The organism is Castellaniella hirudinis (assembly GCF_042651965.1).
In the GTDB taxonomy this organism is placed as follows: domain Bacteria; phylum Pseudomonadota; class Gammaproteobacteria; order Burkholderiales; family Burkholderiaceae_B; genus Castellaniella; species Castellaniella hirudinis.
In genome coordinates, this window is the sequence record NZ_JBHSDY010000011.1 from 124,298 (window position 1) to 141,654 (window position 17,357).

Annotated in this window: 10 protein-coding genes, 1 tRNA gene and 1 pseudogene; 10 read left to right on the top strand and 2 right to left on the bottom strand. The window is 65.6% G+C overall.

Features of this window, described 5'->3' with window-relative positions:
- Positions 1-235 precede the first annotated feature (235 nt).
- The gene (locus tag ACFO0J_RS17050; RefSeq protein WP_376814375.1) at positions 236-3,298 is read left to right on the top strand and encodes a bifunctional diguanylate cyclase/phosphodiesterase; all 3,063 of its coding nucleotides are present in this window, start codon (positions 236-238) and stop codon (positions 3,296-3,298) included.
- Positions 3,299-3,356: 58 nt separating this feature from the next.
- Here the strand turns inward: ACFO0J_RS17050 and ACFO0J_RS17055 are convergent.
- Positions 3,357-3,433, bottom strand: a tRNA-Met gene (locus ACFO0J_RS17055).
- A gap of 67 nt (positions 3,434-3,500) precedes the next feature.
- Between ACFO0J_RS17055 and scpB the strand changes: the two are divergent.
- From scpB to typA, 8 genes and pseudogenes are all read left to right on the top strand, one after another.
- Positions 3,501-4,115: pseudogene (scpB, locus tag ACFO0J_RS17060) on the top strand (SMC-Scp complex subunit ScpB); the annotation flags it as partial.
- 70 nt (positions 4,116-4,185) lie between these two features.
- On the top strand, positions 4,186-5,943 hold the full coding sequence (locus tag ACFO0J_RS17065; protein ID WP_376814289.1) for a pseudouridine synthase: 1,758 nt from the start codon (positions 4,186-4,188) through the stop codon (positions 5,941-5,943).
- 358 nt (positions 5,944-6,301) lie between these two features.
- Positions 6,302-6,772, top strand: coding sequence for a ribosome maturation factor RimP (rimP, locus tag ACFO0J_RS17070; protein WP_376814290.1), 471 nt, complete (start codon positions 6,302-6,304; stop codon positions 6,770-6,772).
- A complete protein-coding gene (nusA, locus tag ACFO0J_RS17075; protein WP_376814291.1) occupies positions 6,769-8,253 on the top strand; it encodes a transcription termination factor NusA in 1,485 nt (494 codons plus the stop codon). Before rimP ends, nusA begins: the two co-directional genes overlap by 4 nt.
- Positions 8,254-8,308: 55 nt before the next feature.
- Complete coding sequence (infB, locus tag ACFO0J_RS17080) at positions 8,309-11,203, top strand: translation initiation factor IF-2 (protein ID WP_376814292.1); 2,895 nt, start codon at positions 8,309-8,311, stop codon at positions 11,201-11,203.
- A 16-nt stretch (positions 11,204-11,219) separates the two neighbouring features.
- Positions 11,220-11,630, top strand: coding sequence for a 30S ribosome-binding factor RbfA (rbfA, locus tag ACFO0J_RS17085; RefSeq protein ID WP_376814293.1), 411 nt, complete (start codon positions 11,220-11,222; stop codon positions 11,628-11,630).
- A gap of 35 nt (positions 11,631-11,665) precedes the next feature.
- Positions 11,666-12,424 (top strand): tRNA pseudouridine(55) synthase TruB, encoded by a 759-nt coding sequence (gene truB, locus ACFO0J_RS17090; protein ID WP_376814294.1) that lies wholly within the window; start codon positions 11,666-11,668, stop codon positions 12,422-12,424.
- Positions 12,421-14,241 (top strand): translational GTPase TypA, encoded by a 1,821-nt coding sequence (gene typA / locus ACFO0J_RS17095; RefSeq protein WP_376814295.1) that lies wholly within the window; start codon positions 12,421-12,423, stop codon positions 14,239-14,241. Before truB ends, typA begins: the two co-directional genes overlap by 4 nt.
- Before the next feature lie 51 nt (positions 14,242-14,292).
- Here the strand turns inward: typA and ACFO0J_RS17100 are convergent, their stop codons facing one another.
- Positions 14,293-15,210 (bottom strand): DMT family transporter, encoded by a 918-nt coding sequence (locus ACFO0J_RS17100; RefSeq protein ID WP_376814296.1) that lies wholly within the window; start codon positions 15,208-15,210, stop codon positions 14,293-14,295.
- Positions 15,211-15,382: 172 nt separating this feature from the next.
- Between ACFO0J_RS17100 and ACFO0J_RS17105 the strand changes: the two genes are divergently transcribed.
- On the top strand, positions 15,383-17,311 hold the full coding sequence (locus tag ACFO0J_RS17105) for a DUF945 family protein (protein ID WP_376814297.1): 1,929 nt from the start codon (positions 15,383-15,385) through the stop codon (positions 17,309-17,311).
- Positions 17,312-17,357 lie beyond the last annotated feature (46 nt).

Sequence of the window (17,357 nt, forward strand, 5' to 3'; positions counted from 1 at the left end):
GTTGCATGCCGTCGGTCAGGCCGCGCCGGCGCTTTGGGGGCGTGAGCGCCGTCATTTGAAACAGTTCACAACAGTCACGTAAAAACCGCTATTCTTAGCCTGGAAGTCCCGCCGCCTGGCGGAGCGCGCATGAAATTCCCAGCGCCTTTGCCTGCCTTTTCGATCGAGGAGCCTCATGGCGGCATTTTCCGCAAGACGAACATTCAGTCTTTGGTTTCCCGGTTTTTTGGTCGCCGTGCTCGGGTTCGGCCTGACTTACGGACTGGTGCAGCAGCAGCGGGAAACGGGCCGATCGCTTGCCCAGATCCGCTTTTCCGAAGAAGTCCGTTCCTCCAGCGACGCGATGACCCAGCGCATCGTGGCCTACGCCGAGGTCGTGGCCGGTTTGCGCGACCTGTTCATGGTCAATCCCGACCTGGACAACCAGTTGTTCGAGCGCGTGGTGGCGCAGCACGACGTGCGCCGGAACTACCCTGAACTGGTCAACCTGTCCTTCGTGCGCCGGGTGCGCACCAGCGAACTGCCCGCATACGAAGCGCGGCTGCGCGCCCGGTTCCCTGCAGCGGATCCGATGGCGCCGATCATTCACCCGCGCGTCGATCGGCCGGACCACTATATCGTCGAGTATCTCTGGCCTCGGGAAGGCAACGAGAGCATCTGGGGGCTGGACATCGCCTCTCAGCCCGCCAATCTGGCCGCCGTCCTGACGGGGAGGGCGACGGGCCGCCCGGTGACCTCGGCGCCTTTCGCCTTGCTTCAGGAAAAAGAAGACAGCACGGCCTTCGTGCTGCGTTTTCCCGTGTTTCATCGCGGCGAGGGTGATCGTTTCATTGGCGCAGTGGCCGCCGTGGTGCGGGTCAGCGGCATGCTGGACGCCATCCGCGCATCCGGATTTCTGCGCGGCCTGTCGTTGCGGGTGCAGGATGTCGGCGCCGCCGGCGTTCCGGGCGTACCGGCCCTGTTGGGCACCTCGGCGCCGCCGCCGGACACGGTCGAACCAGGGCTCGCGCTCGAAGAAACCCGCCTGCTGGACGTGATGGGCCGGACCTGGCGCCTGGACTTCGCGCCCAGCCGCGCGCTGTTGTCCTCCACTGAACGGATGATGCCTTGGTGGATCGGCGGCGCGGGCGCGGCCCTGACGCTGCTGCTGGTGGTGCTGGCCAGCCTGCTGACGCGTCAGCGCACGCGGGCCTTTACCGAGGTCGCTTCCACCCACGAGGCCCTGCGGCGCAGCGAGGAACGTTTCCGCGCCGTCTTCAACCAGGCGGCGGTCGGCGTGTCCCTGACCGACGTCAAGACCGGCGCGCTGGTCCGGGTGAATCAAAAGTATTGCGACATCCTGGGCTACACGCGGGACGAACTGCTGCGGCTCGATTTCCAGAAGCTGACCCATCCGGACGACCTGGCGCGGGACCTGGAGCAGATGCGGCGCGTCCAGGCGGGGGAAATCCGCGAGTTCCGGCTTGAAAAGCGCGTCCTGCGCAAAGGGGGCGAATCGATCTGGGTGGATCTGACGGTTTCTCCCATCTGGAAGCCGGGCGAGGCGCCCGACCTCCACGTCGCCGTCATCCAGGACGTCGATGAGCGGCGCCGGATGCAGGACGCGCTGCAGGACCGGGAGCGGCATCTGCGCAGCATCCTCGATCACCTGCCGGTGGGGGTGTGTCTGGTGCGGCACGATGAGCGCATCACATTCCGCAATCGGCAGTTCGTGCAGATTTTCGGCTATGCCGAGCGGGAAGTGCCCGATGTGCAGGCCTGGTGGGCGCGGATCTGCCCCGACCCCGACGTCCGCGAACGGGCGCGCCAGCATTGGGCGCGGCACTGCGCGGCGGCCCGCCTCGCGGGCGACAGTGTCATCGCGGCCGGCGAATACCGGATCCTGTGCGGCGACGGCGCTTATCGGACGGTCGAGATTGCCGGCGTCCTGCTGGGCGATGACTATCTGCTGACGCTGGAGGACCTGACCTCGCGCAAGGCGGCCGAGGAGGAAATCAACTACCTGGCGTTCAACGACTCGCTGACCGGATTGCCCAATCGCCGCCTGCTGCTGGACCGGCTGCAGCAGACCCTGGCGTCCACGGCGCGTCATCAGCGCTGGGGCGCGCTGCTGATGCTGGACCTGGATCATTTCAAGACCCTGAACGAGACCCGGGGCCATGATTGCGGCGACCTGATGCTGCGCCAGGTCGCCGAACGCCTGCGGAACAGCCTGCCCGACTCGCAGACCGTCGCCCGGCATGGGGACGACGAGTTCGTGGTCGTCCTGGAGGACTTGGGCGATTCCGCCGAAGAGGCCGCCGCGCAGGCTGAGGAAACCGGCCAGCGCATCCTGACGCTGCTGAGCGCGCCCTATCTGCTGGAGGGAGAGTACTACCATGCGACGGTCAGCATGGGAGCCGCGATATTTCATGGGCAGGAGCAGGGGGTGGACGAACACCTCAAGCGGGCCGACCTGGCCATGTACCAGGCCAAGGCGGCGGGCCGCAACACGATGCGCTTCTATGATCCGCTGATGCAGGCCGCCGTGCATCGGCGCGCCACGCTGGAACTGGACATGCGCATCGGCCTGGAACAGGGCCAGTTCGAATTGTTCTATCAGCCGCAGAAGGACCGCGACCGCATCATCGGCTGCGAGGCTTTGCTGCGCTGGCATCATCCCCAGGGCGGCTTCATCTCGCCGGCCGCTTTCATTCCCCTGGCCGAAGAGACCGGTCTGATCCTGCCGCTGGGCGAATGGGTCTTGCGGGCGGCGTGCACACAACTGGCCTGCTGGGCCCAGGATCCTGAGTTTGCGCACTTGAGCATCGCCGTCAACGTCAGCCCGCGCCAGTTCCACGAGCCTGGCTTTGTCGATCACGTGCTGGCGGCCTTGGCGGGCGCCGGTGCGGACGCCAGCCGGCTTGAACTCGAGCTGACCGAAGGCCTGTTGCTGCAGGACATCGAGGACACGATCCGCAAGATGGTGCAGCTCAAGGGCTATGGCGTGGGATTTTCGTTGGATGATTTCGGCACCGGCTATTCGTCGCTGGCCTACCTGAAGCGCCTGCCGCTGGATCAATTGAAGATCGACCAGAGCTTCGTGCGCGACGTGCTGACCGACCCCAACGACGCGGCGATTGCGCGCACCATCGTCGGCCTGGGCATCAGCCTGGGCCTGCGCGTCATCGCCGAAGGCGTGGAAACCGAGGCCCAGCGCGCCTTTCTGGAGCGGCATCATTGCCATGCCTGGCAGGGCTATCTGCTGAGCCGTCCGCTGCCGGTGGCCGAGTTCGAGGCGCTGGTGCGGGCGGGGTGAGGGGGCGCACAAATGAAAACAGGCCGGATTCCACTGGAATTCGGCCTGTCTTTAAAGCTGGTTGCGGGGACAGGATTTGAACCTGTGACCTTCGGGTTATGAGCCCGACGAGCTGCCAGACTGCTCCACCCCGCGTCTGAAGAACTGAACTATAGCAAGTCTGCGAAAATAATGCAAGCAATCCATCGGAGTTCAAGCTAAAATGACGGAAACGGAAATCCTGCGCGTCTTGGAAACGGCCTTGTTGTGTGCCGATGCGCCTCTCGCGGTCACTGATCTGCGCAGCCTCTTCGAGGACACGATTTCCGGGGACGACATCCGTCGCCATCTGGCTGCCTTGCAGCTCGACTGGCAGGAACGGGGGCTCGAACTGGTGCAGCTCGCCAGTGGCTGGCGCTTCCAAAGCCGTCCTGACATGCAGCGTTACCTGGGGCGGCTAAGCCCCGAAAAACCGCCTCGCTATTCTCGCGCCGTGCTCGAAACGCTCGCCATCATTGCATGGCGGCAGCCCGTGACGCGCGGGGACATCGAGGACATCCGCGGCGTCACGGTCTCGGCTCAGATCATCCGCACCCTCGAAGACCGGGGCTGGATTGAAACCCTGGGCTATCGCGATGCCCCGGGGCGTCCGGCCTTGTTGGGGACGACGCGCCGCTTCCTCGAAGACCTCGGTCTGCGGGCGCTGGACGAGCTGCCCGCGCTCGACGCGGACGAGGCCACGGAGGCGCTGGGCGTCCTGGCGTTCGATGCACAGGCCGGATCGGATGAGGAACCCGCTGCCGCTCCGGAGGCTGCTGCGGACCCCGATCCGGATGATCCTCCGGTCCAGGCGCCGCGAGAGCCGAATGAATGAAGAACAGACTTTTGCATAGGAGTCACCGAACCCCATGACAGCAGACACAGAGACGATGCCGCGTGACGCGACGGGTGCGCCCGACGCTTCGTCCACTCCCGAGAATCGGCCGGACAACGGCAAGCCGCGCGGGCGCAAGCTGCGCACGCCGTTTCGCCGCCGCCGGGGGGATGCGCAGCAGGGCGGGGCTCAGGGCGCCCAGGGCGAGGCCCAGGCCGCCGAGGCCGTCGAAGCCATCGATGCGGGCACGGCCGAAGAAGCTGATCGCGCCCTGCATTACCTGAATGACGCGCAGCCGACCGCACGACGCCTGGATCGCTATCTGAACAGCGACGTCCTGATGCCGAAGCTGCACAAGGTTCTGGCCGACGCGGGCGTGGGTTCGCGGCGCGACATGGAAGAACTGATCGTCGCCGGCCGCGTCTCGGTCAACGGCGAGCCCGCTCACGTGGGGCAGCGCATCGGTCCCGACGACAAGGTCCGCGTCAACGGCCGTCTGGTGACGCGTCCCAAGGCGGGCAAGCTGCCTCGCGTCATCCTGTATCACAAGCCGGCCGGCGAGATCGTCAGCCACGACGACCCCGAAGGTCGTGCCTCCGTGTTCGCCCGCCTGCCGCGCATCCGCACCGGCAAATGGCTGTCGGTGGGGCGCCTGGACCTGAATACCGAAGGCCTGCTGATTCTGACGACCTCGGGCGAGTTGGCCAACCGCCTGTCGCATCCGCGCTATGGTTCCGAACGCGAATACGCGGTCCGCGTGCTGGGCGAACTGGGTGAACAGGAACAGGCTCGCCTGACCAGCGGTATTGAACTGGAAGACGGGCCGGCGCAATTCAATTCGCTGGACTACATCGGCGGTGAAGGCAGCAACCGCTGGTACCGGGTCACGCTCAGCGAAGGCCGCAACCGCGAAGTGCGGCGCATGTTCGATGCGGCCGGTGTGACGGTCAGCCGTCTGATCCGCACCCGCTTCGGCGATGTGATGCTGCCCACCAATCTGCGCCGGGGGCGCTGGGACGAACTGGATTCCGAACTGGTCGGGGCGCTGATGGTCCAGCTGGGCCTGGTGCGCAGCGGCGACGAAGACGATGACAGCCAGTCCGAGCGTCAGCCGACCTCGCACGCCAGCGCGCTGCCGCCGGGCTTTGGCACGCCGGGCCAGAACGGCCAGAACGGTGCGCGCCTGAACCGCCGGGGCAGGGTGGCGGGCGGCCGCAAGGGCGGCATCGACCCGTTCACGACCGGATTGCTCATCAGCGGCGGGCTGGCCAATGGCCATCCGGACGGCAACAAGGCCGAGGGCGGCAAGCCCCGCCAGGGCGCCAAATCCGGCCGCAAGCCGGCCAAATCCCATGGTCATCACGGCCAAGGCCATCATGCTCAAGGCCAGGGCTTCGAGGCCCAGGACGGACACGTCGAAGGCCGGCCCGCATCCAACCGGCCGTCCCGCCCGGCTCGGCCGGGCAAGCCGGGCAGCAAGCCGGCCGGCCAGGCCAACGGCAAGCCCGCGGCCAAGCCCGCCGGCAAACCGGCCCGGTCCGGCAAACCCGGCGCCGGCAAGCCGGGCAAGCATGCTCAGGGCGGGGCGCAGCCCCAGGCCGATGGGGTGAACGCGCAGCCGCGTCCGCCCAAGGCCGCTCAGAACAAGCCCGCCCAGAAGACCGGCCGCAAGCCGGGCGGCAATAAGGCGCCCCGCAAGCAGGCGGGCGGCGGGGGCGGGGGCGGCGAGCGCCAGCCGCGCGGCGCGCATGCGCACGAGTCCCGCCTGGGTTTCCTGGGGCGCAGCCGCTGATCCGGCCGGGTCGCGCCGGCCCGGTCCGCTGTGGCGGACACGCCCGGGCCGGGCGCCGATCCGGGTCATGGCGCCAGGGTTTCACGAGATGGTCTTTGGCAAAGAAATGCTGTTATAATGTAAGGCTTTACAGCACCTTTGTGCTGTGTCCACCGAGGACTTGCCGTTTGCGTTGCGCCGTATAGAAGCATCCCGTATTGGGGTATCGATCGGGCGCATGGGTCGCAGCATTGGCAAAACCCCGGCACCGCGTGTGTTAAAGCGCATGCCGGAGCGGGTCCTCGGCGGTTCCTGAATGGGCTTCGGGTTTCCGGGGCGAACAAAGGGCTGCGGGACAGCCCCTTTTTTTTTGGAATTTATGGCGGATATTTTGACGGTCGCCCAGCAAGCCTTGCTGGGCTTCGATGTGGAACTGATCGATGTGGAACGCGCGCCCCTGGGGCTTTTGCGTGTGGTGATCGATCGCCCCGAAGGGGTGCGCATCGAGGACTGCGAACAGGTCTCCCGCCAGTTGTCGCATGTGTTCGAAGTCGAAAACATCGACTACAAGCGCCTGGAGGTCAGCTCCCCCGGCGTAGACCGGCCCCTGCGCCGCCCGGCGGACTTTGTCCGCTTTGCCGGCGAGCGCATCGAACTGCGCCTGCACGAGCCGGTCGAGTCCCGCAAGACCTTTACCGGCATTCTGCGGGCCGGCGGGGATGAAACGCCCGTGTTCAGCCTGGACTGGGAAGACCAGTCAGGCCAGGTGCGGACGCTGCCGTTTTCTTTTGACGATGTGGATCGGGCCCGGCTGGACCCTGTTCTCGATTTCAAGGGTAAGAAGCGATGAGTCGCGAAATTCTGCTGTTGGTCGACGCCCTGGCGCGTGAAAAAAACGTCGAACGCGATGTGGTGTTCGGCGCTCTCGAAAACGCGCTGGCTTCGGCCATGAAAAAGCGGTTCAAGGAAGACGTGGACATCCGCGTGGCCATCGACCGCCAGTCTGGCGAACACGAAGGTTTCCGCCGCTGGCTGGTCGTGCCCGACGAGGCCGGCCTGCAAGAGCCCGACGCCCAGGAACTCTATACCGACGCCCAGGACATCGTGCCGGGCATCGAGATCGGCGAATACATCGAGGAACCCCTCGAACCCATCGAATTCGGCCGCATCGGCGCGCAGGCCGCCAAGCAGGCCATCCTGCAGCGGATCCGCGATGCCGAGCGCGAACAGGTGCTCAATGACTTCCTGGATCGGGGCGAGACCATCGTGTCCGGCACGGTCAAGCGCCTGGACAAGGGCGACGGCATCATCGAAATCGGCAAGGTCGAGGCCCGGCTGCCGCGCACCGAGATGATCCCCAAGGAAAACATCCGCGCCGGCGACCGCGTGCGCGCCTACGTCCTCAAGGTCGATCACGCCGCGCGCGGCCAGCAGGTCATCCTGTCGCGCACCTCGCCCGATTTCATCCGCGAACTGTTCGAAAACGAAGTCCCCGAGATCGAGCAGGGTCTGCTCGAGATCAAGGCGGCGGCCCGTGATCCGGGCGTGCGTGCCAAGATCGCCGTCGTGGCGTACGATAAACGGATCGATCCGATCGGCACCTGCGTCGGGATGCGCGGCTCGCGTGTCACGGCGGTGCGCAACGAACTCGGCGGCGAGCAGGTCGACATCGTTCTGTGGGCCGACGATCCGGCGGAATTCGTGATCGGCGCGCTGGCGCCGGCGCACGTCGAATCGATCCTGGTGGACGAAGACAAGCACGCCATGGACGTGGTCGTGGACGAGGAAAACCTCCCCAAGGCCATCGGCGCGCGCGGTCAGAACGTCCGCCTGGCGTCCGAGCTGACCGGCTGGCAGATCAACATCATGACGCCCGAGGAAAGCCAGAGCCGTCAGGATGCCGAGCGCACCGCGCTGCGTCACACCTTCATCACGAAGCTGGACGTGGACGAGGAAGTCGCCGACATCCTGATCGACGAAGGCTTCACCGGCCTCGAAGAAATCGCCTACGTGCCCATGCAGGAATTGCTGGACATCGAAGCCTTCGACGAGGACACCGTCAACGAGTTGCGCACCCGTGCGCGCAATGCCCTGTTGACCGAGGCCATCGCCCAGGAAGAGCGCGTGCAGACCGCCCGCGATCTGCTGGAAATCCAGGGCATGGACCCGGCCCTGGTCGCCAAGCTGGCTGAAAACAACATCACCACGCTGGACGACCTGGCCGAATTGGCCGCGGACGAACTGGCCGAACTGACCGGGCTGCCCGAGGACACCGCCAGCGACATGATCATGCAGGCGCGGGCCCACTGGTTCGAGGACGACGAAGCCTGATCGCTTCGTCGCATCAAACCACGCAGCCCATCAACGTAGTCAAAGAGAGAGTCGAATGTCGAGTAACACCGTCGCTAAATTCGCCGAAGAACTGAACATGCCCGCCGACGTCCTGCTGGATCATTTCCGCTCGGCCGGCGTCGAGCTGGGGTCGGTGAACGCAGACGTGACCGAAGCAGACAAGAGCGCCCTGCTCGAATCCCTGCGGCGTTCGCACGGCTCCGATACCGGTAAAAAGGTCGTGCTGACGCGCCGCAAGACGTCGGAAATCCATCAGGCCGACAGCTCGGGCCGTTCGCGCACGATCCAGGTCGAAGTCCGCAAGAAGCGCGTGCTGGTCAAGCGCGACCGCTCCGAGCTGATCGATGCCGCGCGCGCCGAAGCCGCCGCCCAGGCCGCGGTTGCACCCGCGCCCGCTCCGGCGGTCGAGGAAGCGGCCGCGCCCCAGGCTGAACCTGTTCAGGCGCCGGTCGCTCCGGTCGCGGCCGAGCCGGTCGTCGAGGCCCGTCCCGTCGAAGCCGCAGCGCCCGAAGCCGTTGCGCCCGAGGCGGCGCCGGCTGAGCCCCAGGCCCCGGTAGCCGAGGCTCCGGCCAAGGCGGACGAGACCCCTGAACCGCAAGAATCCGCCGCCGAGGCCGTTGCCCCGGTCGAAACCCAACAGGACACCGTGAGCGAAACCCCTGTCGCCGAACCCGTGACCGAAGCGCCCGTCGCTGCGGCCGAACCTGCGCCGCGCGCCGAACCCGTGCCCGCGTCCTCCGCGCCGGTGTCCGCGCCTCAGGCCACGCCGGGCAAGGCCCGCCGTGCGCCGGCCGACTCCGACCGCGAACGCGCCCGCCGCGCCGCCGAGGCCGAGGCCGCTGCGCTGCGCGAAATGATGCGCCAGCCGCGCAAGGTCCTGCGCGCGCCCGAACCCGAAGAAACGCCGACCACCGGCACGCTGCACAAGCCCGCCGGCACCAAGACCGCCGTCAAGAAGGAATCCGAAGGCAAGAAGGTCATCAAGACCGCCGACGTGTCCTCGAGTTGGTCCAACGACGGCCGCAAGAAGCCTTCCAAGGCCGAGACGCTGTCACCGGGCGCCGGGCGTGATGCCTGGCGCGCGGGCGGCAAGGCCGGCAGCCGGGGGGGCAAGGGCGGACGCGGCAAGGGCCGTCGTCAGGCCGAGCATCAGGAACCGATGCAGGCCGAATTCATCGCGCGTGAAATCCACGTGCCGGAAACGGTGTCCGTCGCCGATCTGGCCCACAAGATGTCCGTGAAGGCGGCCGAAGTCATCAAGCACCTGATGAAGCTCGGCCAGATGGTCACTATCAACCAGATCCTGGACCAGGAAACGGCCATGATCGTGGTCGAGGAACTCGGCCATACCGCCATCGCTGCGAAGCTGGACGATCCGGAAGCCTTCCTGGCCGACACCGAGGTGTCCGACGAGGCCGAAGCCCTGCCGCGCGCCCCGGTCGTCACCGTGATGGGCCACGTCGACCACGGCAAGACCTCGCTGCTGGACTACATCCGCCGCACCAAGATCGCCACCGGCGAGGCCGGCGGCATCACCCAGCACATCGGCGCCTACAGCGTCAAGACCGATCGTGGCCAGGTGGCTTTCCTGGACACCCCGGGTCACGAAGCCTTTACGGCCATGCGCGCCCGTGGCGCCCAGGCCACCGACATCGTCATCCTGGTGGTGGCGGCCGACGACGGCGTCATGCCCCAGACCAAGGAAGCCATCCACCACGCCCGCGCGGCCAACGTGCCCCTGGTGGTGGCGATCAACAAGATCGACAAGCCGGAAGCCAATCCCGACCGCGTCAAGCAGGAACTCGTGGCTGAAGAAGTCGTGCCGGAAGAATACGGCGGCGACGTGCCCTTCATCCCCGTGTCCGCCAAGACCGGCCAGGGCATCGACGAGCTGCTGGAAAACGTCCTGCTGCAGGCCGAAATCCTGGAACTCAAGGCGCCCGTCGACGCGCCGGCCAAGGGCATCGTCATCGAAGCCCGGCTGGACAAGGGGCGCGGCCCCGTGGCGACCATCCTGGTCCAGAGCGGCACCCTGCATCGCGGCGACGCCGTGCTGGCCGGGGTGGCGTTCGGCAAGGTGCGCGCCATGCTGAACGACACCGGCAAGCCCACCAACGAAGCCGGCCCCTCGACCCCGGTCGAGATCCAGGGCCTGGCCGAAGTCCCGGCTGCGGGCGACGAGGTCCTGGTGCTGACCGACGAGCGCAAGGCGCGTGAAATCGCCTTGTTCCGTCAGGGCAAGTTCCGTGACGTCAAGCTGGCTCGCCAGCAGGCCGCCAAGCTGGAATCCATGTTCGACAATCTGGGCGAGGGCGTGCGCACGCTGCCCTTGATCGTCAAGACCGACGTCCAGGGCTCCCAGGAAGCGCTGGTGCAGTCGCTGCTCAAGCTGTCGACCGACGAGGTCCGGGTGCAGGTCGTGCACGCGGCCGTGGGCGGCATCTCCGAAAGCGACGTCAACCTGGCGATCGCCTCGGGCGCCGTGGTGATCGGCTTCAACGTGCGGGCCGACGCCCCGGCCAAGAAACTGGCCGAGACCAACGAGATCGACCTGCGCTACTACAACATCATCTACGACGCGATCGACGACGTGCGCAACGCCATGTCGGGGATGCTGGCGCCGGAAAAGCGCGAAGAGGTCATCGGCCTGGTCGAGATCCGCGAAATCTTCACCGTGTCCAAGGTCGGCAACATCGCCGGCTGCATGGTCCTCGAAGGCGTGGTCCGCCGCGATTCCCAGGTCCGCCTGCTGCGCAACAATGTGGTGCACTGGACCGGCTCCCTGGATTCGCTGCGTCGCTTCAAGGACGATGCCAAGGAAGTCAAATCCGGCTTCGATTGCGGGATCACGCTCAAGGGCAACAACGACATCCAGATCGGCGATCAGCTCGAAGTCTTTGAAATCAAGGAAGTCGCCCGCACGCTCTGATCGTGTGGCATGAATCATGGGCCGTCATAAATCCAAGCCGAATCCCGGACGCAACACGCGCCTGGCCGACCAGATCCAGAAGGATCTGGCGGCCCTGGTGCAGCGCGAACTCGACGTCGCGCGCGCCGGCCTGATCACGCTCACGGGCGTCGATCTGTCGGCCGACTACGCCCACGCCAAGGTCTATTTCACAGTGCTGGGCGCTGAACCCGAGGTCGCTACCCAGGCCTTGAACGACAAGGCGGGCTGGCTGCATTCGCAGTTGTTCCGCATGCTGCACATCCATACGGTGCCCACCCTGCGCTTCGTGCACGACGTGCAACTGGCGCGCGGCATCGAACTCACGCAATTGATCGATCGGGCCAACCGCCCCCAGGCGGGCGTTTCGGATATCCCCGAACTCGAAGACCCGGACGGCCAGCCCTGACAGGGCGGTCGTCACTCATCTGGACAGATTGAACGATGGCTTCCCGACGCGGGCAGATGCTCGACGGTGTCCTGTTGTTGGACAAACCCGAGGGCCTCTCCAGTAATCATGCGCTGCAGCGCGCCAAACGTACGGTGGACGCCCGCAAGGCGGGCCACACCGGTACGCTCGACCCGTTCGCCACGGGTCTGCTGATCTGCTGCTTCGGCAAGGCGACGAAGATTTCCGCCGCCATGCTCGAAGCCGACAAGGTCTACGAGGCGACGCTGACCTTTGGCGAGGAGACCGACAGCGGCGACTTGACGGGGCATGTCACGGCGCGCGCGCCGGAGGATTTTGCCGGTGTCGACGCCCAGGCCCTGGAAGCCGCACTGGCCCCGTTCCGGGGCGAGATCGAACAGATCCCGCCCATGGTCTCGGCGCTCAAGCGCGACGGCAGGCCGCTGTACGAGTACGCCCGCCAGGGCATCGAACTGGAGCGCCCGCCGCGCCGGATCGTGATTCACGCGTTGGACCTGCTGGCCTGCGAGGGCCGCAGCGCCCGGGTCCGGGTGCATTGCAGCAAGGGCACCTACGTGCGCACCCTGGCCCAGGACATCGGCCGCCGTCTGGGCTGCCTGGCGCACCTGTCGGCCCTGCGGCGCACCGCTGTCGGGCCGTTTTTGATTGAGCAGGCCGTGGGGCTGGAAGCCCTGCAGGCCATGGAAGCGCCCGTGACGGCGCTGATCCCTTTACACGCCTTGCCGGACGGACTGCGCCCGGCCGGCGTTTCCACCGAGGAAAACATTCTATGAAACGAGCTTTGCGCAACGTAGCCATCATTGCTCACGTGGACCATGGCAAGACCACGCTTGTCGACCAACTGCTGCGGCAGTCCGGCACCTTCCGCGACAATCAGCAGGTGTCCGAGCGCGTCATGGACTCGGGTGACATCGAGCGCGAGCGCGGCATCACGATCCTGGCCAAGAACTGCGCCGTCGAATACGAAGGCACGCACGTCAACATCATCGACACCCCGGGCCACGCCGACTTCGGCGGTGAGGTCGAGCGCGTGCTGTCCATGGTCGACGGCGTGCTGCTGTTGGTCGACGCCGTCGAAGGCCCGATGCCGCAGACCCGCTTCGTCACGCGCAAGGCGCTGGCGCTGGGCCTGAAGCCCATCGTGGTGGTCAACAAGGTCGATCGCCCGGGCGCGCGCCCGGATTATGTGGTCAACGCCACCTTCGATCTGTTCGACAAGCTGGGCGCGACCGAAGAGCAACTGGATTTCCCGGTGATCTACGCCTCGGGCCTGTCGGGCTACGCCGGGCTGACCGATGACGTGCGTTCCGGCGATATGCGGCCGCTGTTCGACGCCATCCTGCAATACGTGCCGCAGCGTGACGATGACGCCGAAGCCCCCCTGCAACTGCAGATCATTTCGCTGGACTACAGCAGCTACGTCGGCAAGATCGGCGTGGGCCGCATCAACCGGGGCCGCATCCGCGCGGGCCAGGACGTGATCGGGAAGTTCGGCCCCGAAGGCGAGTCCTTCAAGGGCCGCATCAACCAGGTGCTGAAGTTCAAGGGCCTGGAGCGCGAGCTGGTGAGCGAGGCTGAAGCCGGCGACATCGTGCTGATCAACGGCATCGAGGAAATCGGCATCGGCTGCACCCTGATGGACCCGGCCACGCCCGAGGCGCTGCCGATGCTGCGCATCGACGAACCCACGCTGACCATGAACTTCATGGTGAACACCTCGCCCCTGGCCGGGCGCGAAGGCAAGTTCGTCACCAGCCGCCAGTTGCGTGACCGTCTGGACCGTGAACTGAAGTCCAATGTTGCGCTGCGCGTGAACGATACCGACGACGACACTGTGTTCGAGGTCTGCGGCCGGGGTGAACTGCACCTGACCATTCTGCTGGAAAACATGCGCCGTGAAGGCTATGAACTGGCCGTATCGCGTCCGCGCGTGATGTTCAAGGACATCGACGGCGAGCGCTGCGAGCCTTTCGAACTGCTGACCGTGGACGTGGAAGACACGCACCAGGGCGGGGTGATGGAAGAACTGGGCCGTCGCAAGGGCGACCTGCAGGACATGCAGCCTGATGGCCGCGGCCGCACCCGCCTGGAATATCGCATCCCGGCGCGCGGCCTGATCGGCTTCCAGAGCGAATTCATGACGCTGACGCGAGGCACCGGCCTGATGAGCCACATCTTCGACGACTACGGTCCGATGCGCGAAGGCGGTGTGGGCGAGCGCCGCAACGGCGTGCTGATCAGCCAGGACGACGGCACCGCCGTGGCCTATGCGCTGTGGAAGCTGCAGGAACGCGGCCGCATGTTCGTGTCGCCCCAGGACCCGGTCTACGAAGGCATGATCATCGGCATCCATTCGCGCGACAACGATCTGGTGGTCAATCCGATCAAGGAAAAGAAGCTGACCAACGTCCGCGCCTCCGGCAAGGATGAGCACATCGACCTGATCACGCCCATCGCCCTGAACCTGGAATACGCGGTCGAGTTCATCGCCGACGATGAGCTGGTCGAAGTCACGCCCAAGTCGATCCGCCTGCGCAAGCGCTACCTGCAGGAGCACGAGCGCCGCCGCAGCATGCGCGACTCGGCTTGATGCGCTGATGGTTTAAATGCACAAAACCCGCTTCGGCGGGTTTTGTGCATATTATTGCCGGGTTTCCGCCCGGATCACGATCGCCAGTCCCGCCAGCAGCGCGGTCAGGCCCGCATAGGCCAGCGCGCCGGGCCGTTCGCCCACGACCGCCAGGGCCAGCAGAAAGGCAGTGACGGGCTCCATCAGGGCCAGTGACACGCCGGTGGCGGCGCTGATGCTGCGCAGGCCCGTGCTGAACAGCAGGTAGGCGATCCCCGTCGAGGCGATCCCCAGAAAGCTCACCACCATCCAGCCCGTGGCCGTGATCTGCAAGGACCCGGCCCAGAATGCGGCGGCCGGCAGGGCCAGCAGCGCGCCTACCGTGAATACGGCCAATGTGCTGGCGGCCGGCTCCGAGTGCTGCACCAGTTTCTTGTTCAGCAGGGTATAGACCGCATAGGTCAGGCCCGAGGTCAGGCAAAAGGCGATGCCCACGAGATCGGCCTGCAGCGCATCGCCGCGGCCGAACACCAGCAGCACCCCGCCGCCCACGGCCAGCAGCGTGCCCGTCCACCAGCCCAAGCCGGGCCGCGCACCGCCGATCAGTTGCAGCAGGCCGGCCCAGATCGGGCCGCTGCCGATGGTCAGCGCCGTGCCCACCGCCACGCCCGTGGCCTTCACGCCCGCAAAGAACGTCAGGTTGTAGGTCGCCACGCAGGCCCCGGCCCAAAGGGCATGACGCCAGTTCAGGGCGGCGAGCTGGCGGCTCAGGTGGGGCAGTCCGTTGGTGGCGCCGGCGTAGGCCAGGAAAAACAGGGACGCGATGCCCAGACGTAGCGCGCCCACCCAGTAGGGCGACAGGCTGCCGTCGGAAAAACTCTGGGCCGTGCCTGTCGTCCCCCACAGAATGCCGGCGCCCAGCACCAGCAGAATGCCGTGCAGGGGCCGGACGGCGGCAGCGGCGGGGGAGGAAGTTGTGATCGTGCTCATGTCGCCATGATGGCCCGTCACGGACCGGGCATTTGTCGAGAAACGCTCGTCCCGTATCAAAACGACACCGGGACGGCGCTGCCGAACGGTCTTGATCTGAATAAAACCTGAAACCGTTACAATCCACCGGTTTGAAAAGACGGGGCTGGCCCGTCGTCCATCAAGAGAATCCATGAACAAGAAAGCAGCAATTGGCGGCGCGATCGCTGTGTGCGCCGCCGGCTGGCTGGGCGCCACCTGGTATACCGGTCAACAAATTGAAACCCGATCCCGGCAGTATCTGGAGAAAGCCAATGCGCAACTGGCAAGCCTGAGTCCCCAGCTTGGCGGCCTGAGCCTGCGTCTGGAGCAACTGGGCTATGATCGCGGCTGGTTTTCGTCCCAGGCCCGCTACGGTTTCAGCGTGATCAATGCCGCGGACTCAGGCGACATGCCTTCGGGCACGATGGAATTCACCACCCGGATCGACCACGGCCCCTTCCCCAAGGGCGCGTTGGCGCGCGGTGTGTTCCTGCCCAAACTGGCGGCCATGCACACGGAGCTGGTCCGGACAGCGAATCTTGAGGAACTGTTCAAGCTGTTCGATGGCGTGGTGCCGCTCACCAGCGACGACATCGTGTCCTATGGCGGCCGGGTCCGGGGGACGGCGCGCATCGCCCCGGTGAAGGCTGAGAACGAGGCCATGCGGCTGGATTTCAGCGGCATGCAGTTCGACGGCAGCTATGATTTCAAGCACGAAGCCTTGACGCTCGACGCGCGCATCGATGCGCTGAACGTGGCCGATCACGAGACCGACAAGCCCACGAAGATCAATGTCGCGGGCATCCGCATCACGGCCGCGACTCGGCTCGGCAAGTTCGGCCTGTCCACCGGCGAGTCGGCCTTGATGCTCAAGCGGTTCGACATGGACATGCCTGAAAAACAGGTCAAATTCGTGCTGGAGGACCTGGGCTATACGGCAACAGCCACCGAGAACGAGTCGGCGTTGTCCATGACGGCCGACTACCAGGTGGGCAAGGTGACGGTGAATGAGACTCCGGTGGGCAGTTTCCGCACGGCCGTTCATTTCGACAATCTGGACGGCGTGGCGCTCAAGCAGCTGGTGGATGTCTTCAAGCAGGTCGGGCAAGTCCTTGCCCAGGAAGGCAAGGGCGACCAGTCGGCGGCGGAGGCGCTGATGCCGGTGCTGAGTAACCATGTCTTCAAACTGCTGGCAGGCAAACCGACCGTCCGGATCGATCCTCTCTTGTGGAAAACTGACAAGGGCGAAAGCCGATTGACTGCTGCAGTGACGCTGACCAGGCCTGAGCCCTTCGATATGGAACACCTGGACCAGACCGTGGCCAGGATGATCCAGAGCATCGACGCCAGGTGGGATCTGTCCCAGCCGATGCTCAAGTCCGTTGCCACGCAGTACGGCACCCAGTTCGAAGACCAGTCGCCGGAAGAAGCGGCGGCCAAGGCCGACGAGATGGTGGACGGAATGCTGGGCATGGCTCAGATGATGAACGCCGGCAAGATCGAAGGCGATCATTTCATCGGTACGTTCACCTATGCCGACGGCATGGGCCGCCTGAACGGCAAGGAGATCCCGGCGGATGAGCTGTTCAAGGCGCTGGCTTCCACGGCAGAAGACGCCGCCGATCAGATGGCCGGCGATGATGATGTCGAATCGGCTGTGGCGGGTGCGGCGGAAACGGGTGAAATTCTGACGGATTTCAGCCCCATGATCCTGGACTTCCTGGCTGAACAGGACCAGTCTCCAGAGGCGGGCGATAGGGAGAACACTTACTGGCTCGACCCGTCTTCGATGGGCGCCGATTCCTTGCTCATGACGCTGTACTGCAACGATGAGTCCCAGTGCCTGGACTTGATGTTGACGGCCACGTACAAAAGCAAGCGCAGCGTGACGTTGAAAGAGATCAATGCGTGGAGCCGGGAATACCGCTGGGTCCGCGCCTATCTGAATGAGCAGAACCAGCCCGTGGTGGAAATGGACCTGAATGCGGCAGGCGGCATCGGCAAGGAAAACCTGGCGATCCTCTACCGGACCTTCGTGGATATCGGCGCGGACTTCGCCAATGAGGTGATCGGCGATTGATGCGCTGATCGACGTGATGTTGATGTGACGCGGCCCGCAAGGGCCG